Origin of the sequence: Streptomyces sp. SID3212 (assembly GCF_009865405.1) — a bacterium.
Taxonomy (GTDB): Bacteria; Actinomycetota; Actinomycetes; order Streptomycetales; family Streptomycetaceae; genus Streptomyces.
In genome coordinates, this window is record NZ_WWJY01001173.1 from 1 (window position 1) to 10574 (window position 10574).

Annotated in this window: 9 protein-coding genes; 7 read left to right on the top strand and 2 right to left on the bottom strand. The window is 70.4% G+C overall.

Annotated features, from left to right (window positions below; genetic code table 11):
* Positions 1-31: 31 nt before the first annotated feature.
* On the bottom strand, positions 32-1573 hold the full coding sequence (locus tag GT042_RS35010) for a potassium/proton antiporter (protein WP_161312722.1): 1542 nt from the start codon (positions 1571-1573) through the stop codon (positions 32-34).
* Positions 1574-1787: 214 nt separating this feature from the next.
* Between GT042_RS35010 and GT042_RS35015 the strand changes: the two genes are divergently transcribed.
* The gene (locus tag GT042_RS35015) at positions 1788-4700 is read left to right on the top strand and encodes a penicillin acylase family protein (protein WP_202534635.1); all 2913 of its coding nucleotides are present in this window, start codon (positions 1788-1790) and stop codon (positions 4698-4700) included.
* Positions 4701-4795: 95 nt separating this feature from the next.
* Here GT042_RS35015 and GT042_RS35020 read toward each other — a convergent pair whose 3' ends face one another.
* Complete coding sequence (locus tag GT042_RS35020; protein ID WP_161312716.1) at positions 4796-5386, bottom strand: 5-formyltetrahydrofolate cyclo-ligase; 591 nt, start codon at positions 5384-5386, stop codon at positions 4796-4798.
* Between the two features lie 116 nt (positions 5387-5502).
* On the opposite strand from GT042_RS35020, the gene galU reads away from it, so the two are divergent.
* From galU to glpR, 6 genes are all read left to right on the top strand, one after another.
* Positions 5503-6405, top strand: coding sequence for a UTP--glucose-1-phosphate uridylyltransferase GalU (gene galU / locus GT042_RS35025; protein ID WP_161312717.1), 903 nt, complete (start codon positions 5503-5505; stop codon positions 6403-6405).
* Positions 6406-6409: 4 nt separating this feature from the next.
* Positions 6410-7744 (top strand): gephyrin-like molybdotransferase Glp, encoded by a 1335-nt coding sequence (gene glp, locus GT042_RS35030; protein WP_237531511.1) that lies wholly within the window; start codon positions 6410-6412, stop codon positions 7742-7744.
* 237 nt (positions 7745-7981) lie between these two features.
* Entirely contained in the window at positions 7982-8437 is a 456-nt protein-coding gene (moaC, locus tag GT042_RS35035; protein ID WP_237531512.1) for a cyclic pyranopterin monophosphate synthase MoaC, read from the top strand.
* Positions 8434-8949, top strand: coding sequence for a MogA/MoaB family molybdenum cofactor biosynthesis protein (locus GT042_RS35040; RefSeq protein WP_161312719.1), 516 nt, complete (start codon positions 8434-8436; stop codon positions 8947-8949). Before moaC ends, GT042_RS35040 begins: the two co-directional genes overlap by 4 nt.
* Positions 8946-9572, top strand: a complete 627-nt coding sequence (locus GT042_RS35045; RefSeq protein WP_161312720.1) for a GNAT family protein — start codon at positions 8946-8948, stop codon at positions 9570-9572. The genes GT042_RS35040 and GT042_RS35045 overlap by 4 nt, the downstream gene beginning before the upstream one ends.
* Before the next feature lie 141 nt (positions 9573-9713).
* On the top strand, positions 9714-10574 hold an 861-nt coding region (glpR, locus tag GT042_RS35050; RefSeq protein WP_161312721.1), incomplete at its 3' end, for a gephyrin-like molybdotransferase receptor GlpR.

Below are 10574 nucleotides of genomic sequence, written 5' to 3' on the forward strand. Positions count from 1 at the left end.
CGGGCGGACGACCCCACTTCGCGGACACGCCCTAGACGCGCGCGTTCGTCCCCAGCCAGCCGGCGAGCTTTCCGCCCTGTCCGACCGCCCGCAGCCGCCGTTCCGCCGAGTCCCGCACCGGGTCCGTCGCGACGACCAGCAGCTCGTCACCCCGGCGCAGCACGGTCGACGGCAGGGGGACGAAGCTCGTCCCGTCCCGTACGACCAGGGTCACCGCGGAGCCGGCGGGCAGCCGCAGCTCCGCGACCTCCACGCCGTGCATCTTCGACCGGGCGGGGATCGCCACGGAGAGGAGATGCCCCCGCAGCCGCTCCAGCGGCGCCGATTCGATCCCCAGGTCGGCGGCGTCGGTGGAGCCGCCCAGCCGCAGCGCCTTGGCCAGCCAGGGCAGGGTCGGCCCCTGTACCAGCGTGTACACGACGACAAGGACAAAGACGATGTTGAAGATCCGCTTGCTGCCCTCGATCTCGGACACCATCGGGATGGTCGCCAGGATGATGGGCACGGCGCCGCGCAGCCCCGCCCAGGACATCAACGCCCCCTCCTGCCAGGGGACTCGGAAGGGCGCGAGGCTCACCAGGACGGACAGCGGCCGGGCCACGGCGGTCAGCACCAGGCCGACGATCACGGCGGACCAGAAGTCGTGGCCCAGTTCGTGCGGCGTGACCAGGAGTCCCAGCAGGACGAACATGCCGATCTGCGCGATCCAGCCGAGCCCTTCCGCGAAACCGCGGTTGGCGGGGGCGTGGGGCAGCCGGGAGTTCCCGAGGACGACGGAGGCGAGATAGACGGCGAGGAAGCCACTGCCGTGGGCCGTGGCACCGATCGCGTACGCGGAGACAGCGATGGCCATCACGGCGATCGGATAGAGACCGGAAGCAGGAAGCGCCACATGCCGCAGACACAGCGCACCGACCCAGCCGACCGCGAGCCCGATGAAGGCGCCGATGGCCAGTTCCATCGCGATCTCGCCGACCAGGACGTACCAGTGCTCCACCGGACCGGACGCGGAGAGCGCCACGACGATGATCACCACGGGGGCGTCGTTGAAGCCGGATTCGGCCTCCAGCGCCCCGGTCACCCGGGTCGGCAAGGGCACCTTGCGCAGCACGGAGAAGACGGCGGCCGCATCGGTCGAGGACACGACGGCGGCGATGATCAGCGCCGCCCGCCACTCCAGACCGACCAGATAGTGCGCGGCGGTGGCGGTCACGGCGATGCTCACCGCGACGCCGACGGTCGACAGGACCACCGCCATGGGCAGGGCGGGCGCGACTTCTTTCCACTTCGTGCCCAGACCGCCCTCGGCGAGGATGACGACCAGGGCGGCATAGCCGATGACCTGCGTCAGTTCGGCGTTGTCGAACTTGACGTTGAAGATCCCGTCCTGGCCTATGGCGATCCCGATGCCCAGATACAGCAGCAGGCTGGGAAGGCCGCTGCGGGACGAGATCCGTACAGCCGCGACCGCGATCAGCAGCACGAGGGAGCAGATGAGCAGGAGTTCATTGAGCTGGTGGACAGTCAGCGGCCGATCCTTCCCCTCGTGCTCGCCGGATCGTTCCTCCGGCAGCGGGTACTTCGTTACCTTACCTAATCTTTAACGTTTTCTTGACGCGCTCGATCGTCAGTACGAGCGCCACCCCGTATGCCGCCTCACGCGCCCCTCATCCTTGTGTGATCGTCTGATCAGTCGCACTACATGACACCGAGTCCTGATCGTTGGAGCGCTGCGCCTATGGTTGCTCCAGCATTCCCAGGACCACCCTGCCCCTCGAAGGACAGCGATGCCCGCCAACACAGCCCCCCCTTCCGCCAAAAAGAAGGGGCGACGCGCCCGTCTGATCCTGATCGTGCTGGTGCTGGCGCTCGTTGCGGGTGTCGGTTTCGGCGCGTACTGGGGTGTTAGTACGGTCCGCGCCTCCTTCCCCCAGACCACGGGGTCCGTCCAGCTCAAGGGCCTGTCCGGCTCCGTGGACGTGAGACGGGACAGCTACGGCGTCCCGCAGATCTACGCGGACACCGACGCCGACCTGTTCCGCGCCCAGGGCTATGTCCAGGCGCAGGACCGCTTCTGGGAGATGGACGTCCGGCGTCACCTGACGTCCGGCCGCCTCTCCGAGATGTTCGGCAAGGGGGAGGTGAAGACCGACGCGTTCCTCCGCACGCTCGGCTGGCGCCGGGTGGCGCAGCAGGAGTACGACACCCAGCTCTCGGCGGAGACGAAGAAGAACCTCCAGTCGTACACGGAGGGCGTCAACGCCTATCTCAAGGGCCGTGACGCCAAGGACATCTCCGTCGAGTACGCGGCGCTGAGCTTCAGCAACGACTACAAGCCCGAGAAGTGGTCGCCGGTCGACTCGGTGGCCTGGCTCAAGGCGATGTCCTGGGACCTGCGCGGCAACATGCAGGACGAGATCGACCGTTCACTGATGACAAGCCGGCTGAGCGCGAAGCAGGTCGCCGACCTCTACCCGGAGTATCCGTACGACCGGAACGCGCCGATCGTGGACGAGGGCGGGATCGACCCCGTCACCGGGAAGTACGACCCCAAGGCCCCGGCGACGGACCAGCTCGGCGACCCCGGCGACAGTACGGGCGTGGGCACCGGCACCGGTACGGGCACAGGAGTCGGGGACGGCACCGGCACGGGTCTCGGCGACGGTACGGGCACAGGCACCGGAGGCGGCACAGGCACAGGAACTGGTACGGGGACCGGCACAGGCACCGGCATCAGCACCGACAGCGGTGGCGACCCCGCCGACCCGGGCAGCCCCGCCGGAGCGACCCAGGCGCTGGCCTCCCAGCTCGGCTCCCTCTCCACCACCCTCGACGACATCCCGGCCCTGCTCGGCCCCAGCGGCACCGGCATCGGCTCCAACTCCTGGGTCGTCTCCGGCTCGCTCACCACGACGCGCAAGCCTCTTCTCGCCAACGACCCGCACCTCGCGCCCCAGATGCCGTCGCTCTGGTACCAGATGGGCCTGCACTGCCGCAGCGTCTCGCCGAAGTGCCAGTACGACGTCGCCGGCTACACCTTCTCCGGCATGCCGGGTGTCGTGATCGGCCACAACCAGAACATCGCCTGGGGCTTCACCAACCTCGGCGCCGACGTGACCGACCTCTACCTGGAGAAGGTGAACGGCGACTCGTACCTCTACGGGGACGGGGAGAAGCGCTTTGTCACGCGCGAGGAGACCATCAAGGTCGCCGGCGGCCCCAGCAAGAAGATCACCATCCGCGAGACCAACAACGGACCCGTGGTGTCGGACCGCAACACCGAGCTGGAGAAGGTCGGCGACAAGGCCCCCGTGGGTAATCTCGCCCCCGACCGGGGCACCGGCTACGCGGTGGCCCTCAAATGGACCGCGCTGCAACCGGGCAAGTCCATGGACGCGGTCTTCGAGCTGGACAAGGCCGCGGACTGGGGCCAGTTCCGCAAGGCCGCCTCGCACTTCGAGGTCCCCTCGCAGAACCTGATCTACGCCGACACCAAGGGCAACATCGGCTATCAGGCGCCGGGCACGATCCCGATCCGCCCCAAGGGCTTCGACGGCAGGACGCCGGCTCCCGGCTGGGACCCGAAGGCGAACTGGGAGAAGGACCCGATCCCGTTCGACCAGCTCCCGTACGAGTTCAACCCCAAGCGCGGGTACATCGTCACCGCCAACCAGGCCGTGATAGACGCGAAGAAGTACCCGTACACGCTCACCGAGGACTGGGGCTACGGCGCCAGGAGCCAGCGGATCAACGACCTCATCGAGTCGAAGACCAAGGACGGCGGCAAGATCTCGACCGATGACATGCAGACCATGCAGATGGACAACAGCAGCCCGGCCTGGACGCTGCTGAAGAGCTATCTGCTCAAGATCGATGTCTCGGACCCCTCCGTCCGCGAGGCGCAGAAGCTCCTCGAAGGCTGGGACGGCACCCAGGAACCGGACTCCGCCGCGGCGGCCTACTTCAACGCGGTCTGGCGCAACGTCCTCAAGCTCGCCTTCGGCAACAAGCTGCCCAAGGAGCTGCGCGCCAAGGGCGATTGCCTCACCGTCGCGCCCGCCGACAACACCGGCCCGGTGGACGACCTCGACACGCGCGCGGTACGGGAGTGCGGCCAGCGTGACCCGGACGCGGCGCAGCCGGACGGTGGCGACCGCTGGCTGGAGGTCGTACGCAACATCATCAAGGACGACAACAACGCGTGGTGGAGCGCCGCGGGCGGTCGCCGGGACGGCCCGACGAAGACCCGCGACGAGCTGCTCTCCCGCGCCATGACGGACGCCCGCTGGGAGCTGACCGCCGCGCTCGGCAAGGACGTCTCCTCCTGGAACTGGGGCCGGCTGCACCAGTTGAACCTCAACAACCAGACCCTCGGCACCGAGGGCCCCGGCTTCCTGAAGTTCATACTGAACCGCGGCCCGTGGAACCTGGGTGGCGGCGAGGCGGCGGTCGACGCGACGGGGTGGAACGCGGCAGGCGGTTACGACGTCATCTGGGTCCCGTCGATGCGGATGGTCGTCAACGTCGGCGACTGGGACAAATCCCGCTGGATCAACCTGACGGGCGCTTCGGGACACGCGTACAACGCGCACTACAGCGACCAGACGGACAAGTGGGCCAAGGGCGAGCTGCTCGACTGGTCGTACACGCCCAACGCCGTCGAACGCAGCACGACCGACACCCTGACGCTGAATCCGTAACGCCGTATCAGCGGTAGTGACGGCCGGTCCGGATGCCGCCCCCTCCACGAGGGGGCGGCCACGGCCCGCACTCCCTCTCCCCCCGCACCGCACCCTCAAGGACGGCCGCCGGTGAAGTGCCTGACACCTCCGGGCGTCACCACCGCGTGTACGGGACGGTCGTGCGGCTCCGCCGGGACCCGCTCGACCACCTCGTCGTCGTACAGCAGGACGGCCAGCGTGGGCGTGACGCCGGCCCGCTCCAGCCGGGCGAGGACCCGGTCGTACGAGCCGCCGCCCCGCCCCAGCCGCATCCCGTGTGTGTCCACCGCGAGCCCGGGCAGCAGCACGACCTCCGCCGTCAGCACGGCGTCCGGGCCGAGCGGCGTCCCGTCCGGCTCCCACAGGCCCCGCCCCGCGCGTACGAGCCGCTCCGCCCCCTCGTACCGCGCCCAGTCGAGGTCGTTGTCCGCCCGGAGCACCGGCAGCAGGACGTCGACACCCCGCGCGCGCAGCGCGTCGAGCAACACGCGGGTGCCGGGTTCGCGCCCGACGGAGACGTACGCGGCGACCGTACGGGCCCCCGCCAGCTCCGCCAGATCTCCGGCCCGCCGCGCGAGAACCGACGCGGCCTTTCTCGCGTCTTCACTGGACAGCAGGGCTCTCGCGGCGAGGAGTTCACTCCGTACGGAAGCCTTTACGGACATCTCATGCGCCACCGGACATCACAAACCTCTCGATTGCGGATGTACACCCATAGGTGCGGCGAAAGTTAACCGGAGCATCATCTTCCGCGCATAGCCCACCGGATAGGGTTATCCGTATGACTCAGTCGCCCTCCCGGATCACCAAGGCTGTCATTCCCGCCGCAGGCCTCGGCACCCGGTTCCTCCCCGCCACCAAGGCCACTCCCAAAGAGATGCTGCCGGTGGTCGACAAGCCCGCGATCCAGTACGTGGTCGAGGAGGCGGCTGCCGCCGGCCTGTCCGACGTGCTCATGATCACCGGCCGCAACAAGCGCGCCCTTGAGGACCACTTCGACCGCAACTACGAGCTGGAGGGCGCGCTCACCCGCAAGGGTGACGCCGAACGGCTCGCGAAGGTCCAAGAGTCCAGCGAACTGGCCACCATGCACTACGTGCGCCAGGGCGACCCCAAGGGCCTCGGCCACGCCATCCTGTGCGCCGCTCCGCACGTGGGCGACCAGCCCTTCGCGGTCCTGCTGGGCGACGACCTGATCGACCCGCGCGACCCCCTGCTGTCGCGCATGATGGAGATCCAGGAGCGCGAGGGCGGCAGCGTCATCGCCCTCATGGAGGTCGACCCCGAGCAGATCCACCTGTACGGCTGCGCGGCCGTGGAGCCCACGCGCGACAGCGACGTGGTCAAGGTCCACGACCTGGTGGAGAAGCCCGACGCCGCCGACGCGCCGAGCAACTACGCGATCATCGGGCGCTACGTGCTCGATCCCGCGATCTTCGAGATACTGCGCAAGACCGAGCCGGGCCGCGGTGGTGAGATCCAGATCACCGACGCCCTCCAGCAGCTCTCCGTGGACGAGAAGGTCGGCGGACCGGTCCACGGTGTGATTTTCAAGGGCCGCCGGTATGACACAGGCGACCGGGGCGACTTCCTGCGTGCCATTGTCAGACTCGCGTGCGAACGTGAAGACCTGGGCCCGGACTTCCGCGCCTGGCTCCGCAGTTATGTCAGCGAGGAGATGTAGCGCCTTGAGCAGTACGGCAGAATCGGCTCCGGTGGCCCGCCACGAGCAGCTGTGGTCGGTGGACGAGCACCTCGCGGACATCCTCGCCGCGATCCACCCGCTCGAACCCATCGAGCTGCAACTGCCCGACGCCCAGGGCTGCGTCCTGGTCGAGGACGTCACGGTGCCGGTGGCCCTGCCGCCGTTCGACAACAGTTCCATGGACGGGTACGCGGTCCGTACGGCCGATGTGGCGGGCGCCACGGACGAGTTTCCCGCCGTGCTCACCGTCATCGGCGACGTCGCGGCGGGCAGCGGCGACCTGCCCGAGGTCGGCCCGGGGGAGACCGCCCGGATCATGACGGGCGCCCCCCTCCCGCCGGGCGCCGAGGCGGTCGTACCGGTCGAGTGGACCGACGGGGGTACGGGGGAGGGCCCGGCGACCTCCATGCGCCCGGCGGGCGACGCACCGGGCGGCGGGAGCGGCGAGGTGCGGGTCTACCGCTCGATCGAGGCCCGCGGCCACGTCCGCGCCCAGGGCAGTGACGTACAGGCGGGCGACCTCGCGCTCAGGGCCGGTACGGTGCTCGGTCCCTCGCAGATCGGGCTGCTGGCGGCCATCGGCCGCGGTTCCGTCCGGGTACGGCCCCGCCCGCGTGTGGTCGTCCTGTCCACCGGCAGCGAGCTGGTCCAGCCCGGCGAGCAGTTGGGCACGGGCCAGATCTACGACTCCAACAGCTTCGCGCTCACCGCCGCGGCCCGGGACGCGGGCGCCATCGCGTACCGCGTCGGGGCCGTCACGGACGACGCCGAGACGCTCCGCGCCACCATCGAGGACCAGCTGATCCGCGCGGACCTGCTCGTCACCACGGGCGGCGTCAGCGTGGGGGCGTACGACGTCGTCAAGGAGGCGCTGTCCTCCGTAGGAGACGAGGACGAACCGGGCAGCGGCATCGACTTCCGCAAGCTGGCGATGCAGCCCGGCAAGCCCCAGGGCTTCGGTTCGATCGGCGCGGAGCACGTCCCGCTGCTCGCGCTGCCCGGCAATCCGGTGTCGTGCTATGTCTCCTTCGAGTTGTTCGTACGGCCCGCGATCCGCGCCCTGATGGGCCTGGAGGACGTCCACCGCCCGGTGGTCCGCGCGACGCTGGTCAGCGACGGGCCGCTGTCCTCGCCGAGCGGCAGACGGCAGTTCCTGCGGGCGAAGTACGACGCGGAGGCGGGCACGATCGCGCCGGTCGGCGGCGCCGGGTCCCACCTCGTGGCGGCCCTCGCCCACGCCGACGCGCTGGCCGTCGTCCCGGAGGACGCCGTGTCGGTCGAACCCGGCACGGAACTCGACGTGGTCCTGATCGGCTGAGCGCCCCGTGGTGGCGGTAGCGTGTCAGCCCACACAGGCCCTCTCGGGCCCGGACCGGGAGCGCTCACAGCAATGACCGCGTTTAACCGGGGGGAGACCTCCGGACCGTCTCAGCAAGATCCTCCGTCAGCTCCTCCGTCAGCTCCTCCATCCGTCCCTCCGCCCGTCCCTCCGTCGGGACAGGCGGAGGGACGGACGGGGGGACTGACCCACATCGACGCGTCGGGCGCGGCCCGCATGGTCGACGTCTCCGCGAAGGACGTCACGGCGCGCACCGCCCGCGCCAGCGGACGTGTCCTCGTCTCGCCGCGTGTCGTCGAGCTGCTCAGGGGCGGGGGAGTGCCCAAGGGGGACGCGCTCGCCACGGCCCGTATCGCGGGCATCATGGGCGCCAAGCGGACGCCGGACCTGATCCCGCTCTGCCATCCGCTCGCCGTCTCGGGCGTCACGCTGGACCTGGCGGTCGCGGACGACGCCGTGGAGATCCTGGCGACGGTGAGGACGACGGACCGTACGGGCGTCGAGATGGAGGCCCTGACCGCGGTCTCCGTGGCGGCGCTCACGGTGGTCGACATGGTGAAGGCGGTCGACAAGGTCGCGGTGATCACGGACGTACGGGTCGAGGAGAAGACCGGCGGCAAGTCGGGCACGTGGACGCGCGAGGCCGGGGCCGGGGACGGGAGCACGGCATGACAGACGATCCCGCCCTCCGGGCCACCCCGTACCGCGCCCTCGTCGTCACCGCCTCGAACCGCGCCGCCGCCGGGGTCTACGCCGACACGGGCGGCCCGATCCTGGTCGAGGGCCTCACCGCGCTCGGCTTCTCCGTCGACGGCCCGAAGGTCGTCCCCGACGGCGACCCGGTCGGGCAGGCGTTGCGCGACGGCGTGGCCGCCGCGTACGACGTCATCCTGACCACGGGTGGTACGGGCATCTCGCCCACGGACCGCACCCCGGACGTCACCCGGCGCCTCCTGGACCACGAGGTCCCCGGCATCCCCGAGGCGATCCGCGCCCAGGGTGCCACCAAGGTCCCCACCGCCGCGCTCTCACGCGGGCTCGCGGGCGTGGCCGGCCGGACGCTGATCGTCAACCTGCCGGGCTCGGCCGGCGGCGTACGGGACGGTCTCGCCGTCCTCAGCAAGCTGCTCACCCATGCCGTGGACCAGCTCCGCGGCGGCGATCACCCCCGTACCTCCGGATGAACCCCTCCTGGCCCGTGCTGCTGGTGGACGGAGACGTGACGCTCCGTCCGATAAGGATGCGCGACCAGCGCGCCTGGCGAGAGGTCAACCGGCGCAACCGCGACTGGCTGCGCCCCTGGGAAGCGACGATTCCGCCGCCGGCCCCCGGGGCGCCGCTCGCCCAGCGCCCCACGTACCGGCAGATGGTCCGTCACCTGCGCGCCGAGGCGAACGCAGGCCGGATGCTGCCGTTCGTCATCGAGTACCAGGGGCGGCTGGTGGGGCAGTTGACCGTCGCCGGGATCACCTGGGGCTCCATGTGCTCCGGGCATGTCGGCTACTGGGTGGACCGTGAGGTCGCCGGGCGCGGTGTCATGCCGACGGCGGTGGCCATGGCGGTCGACCACTGCTTCCGTTCGGTGGGGCTGCACCGGGTCGAGATCTGCATTCGCCCCGAGAACGGGCCCAGCCGCCGCGTCGTCGAAAAGCTGGGATTCCGCGAGGAGGGGCTGCGCCCGCGCTATCTCCACATCGACGGAGCGTGGCGGGACCATCTCATTTACGTACTCACGGCGGAGGAGGCCCCGGAGGGGCTGGTCCACCGCTGGCACCAGGCGCGGAGGCCGGGAACGTCACGGAAATAAAATAAGTGTTCGAATTCGGTCGGATGTGACCATCATGCGATCCGAACAATCACAAAAAAAGTCCGTGATATCAGCCAGATCGTGCGACACACCGGCCCAATTGGCGGATGCCCTCGCGCGAACCCCTCTACGGTGTGAACCGTGAGCAGCAGCGGCCTCATCTACGCAGTCATCGTCGGGGCCTGGGCCGCCTACTTGGTGCCGATGTGGCTCCGCAGGCAGGACGAGCTCAACGAGGCGCGCCCGACGGAACGGTTCAGCACCGCGATCCGGTTGCTGTCCGGCCGGGGCGCCATGGAGCGTCGTTACGCCAAGGAGCTACAGGTACGCGCCGCCGAGGAGGCGGGTTCCGACGTCGAACCGGACGATCGGGCGGAGTCGATGAGCTCCGTCGACGTCCGGGCCTTTTCCGCGCCCCCGGACCGGACCGAGGCGCGCCTGGAGATCCCCGCGGAGCTTCGCGGGGAGGCCAAGGCGCAGCCCCGCCCGCCGGCGCAGCGCCCCGCGCCACCCCGGCAGGCGGCGGCCCAGGCATCGGGACCGGCGCAGGTGCACGCCCCGGTCCCGGAACCCGCGCCCGCGCGCCCGGAACGTACGTTCCGCCCGTCGCGCCCCTCCCGTACGGCCCGTCCGGTACGTGTCCCGCGTGCGGTACGTCCGCGTGCGGGACGGCAGTCGGGGGCGGCGGCGGAACGCGCCCGGCGCGCGCAGCGCTCGCAGGTCCTCGCGCGCCGTCGCCGTACCACCGTCCTCCTCTTCCTGGCCTTCACGCTGGGCGCCGTCGTGGCGGCGGTGGGGGGCCTGGGACTCCTCTGGGCACCGGCCGTCCCCGCGGTCCTGCTCAGCGTCTACATCGTGCATCTGCGCGGCCAGGAACGACGGCGCTTCGCCTTCACCATGGACCGGCGCAGAGCCGAGGCGGCGGCGCAGCGCCTGCGGGAGAACCGCCCGCGCCGCCACCAGCCGTCGCCCGCCGGCGGCGCGGGTGCCGGAGCCGGTGAG

Coding starts and splice junctions, on each gene's coding strand:
- GT042_RS35015 (WP_202534635.1), top strand. CDS start 1,788: ATGCCCGCCAACACAGCCCCCCCTTCCGCCAAAAAGAAGGGGCGACGC.
- GT042_RS35020 (WP_161312716.1), bottom strand. CDS start 5,386: ATGTCCGTAAAGGCTTCCGTACGGAGTGAACTCCTCGCCGCGAGAGCC.
- galU (WP_161312717.1), top strand. CDS start 5,503: ATGACTCAGTCGCCCTCCCGGATCACCAAGGCTGTCATTCCCGCCGCA.
- moaC (WP_237531512.1), top strand. CDS start 7,982: ATGGTCGACGTCTCCGCGAAGGACGTCACGGCGCGCACCGCCCGCGCC.
- GT042_RS35040 (WP_161312719.1), top strand. CDS start 8,434: ATGACAGACGATCCCGCCCTCCGGGCCACCCCGTACCGCGCCCTCGTC.
- GT042_RS35045 (WP_161312720.1), top strand. CDS start 8,946: ATGAACCCCTCCTGGCCCGTGCTGCTGGTGGACGGAGACGTGACGCTC.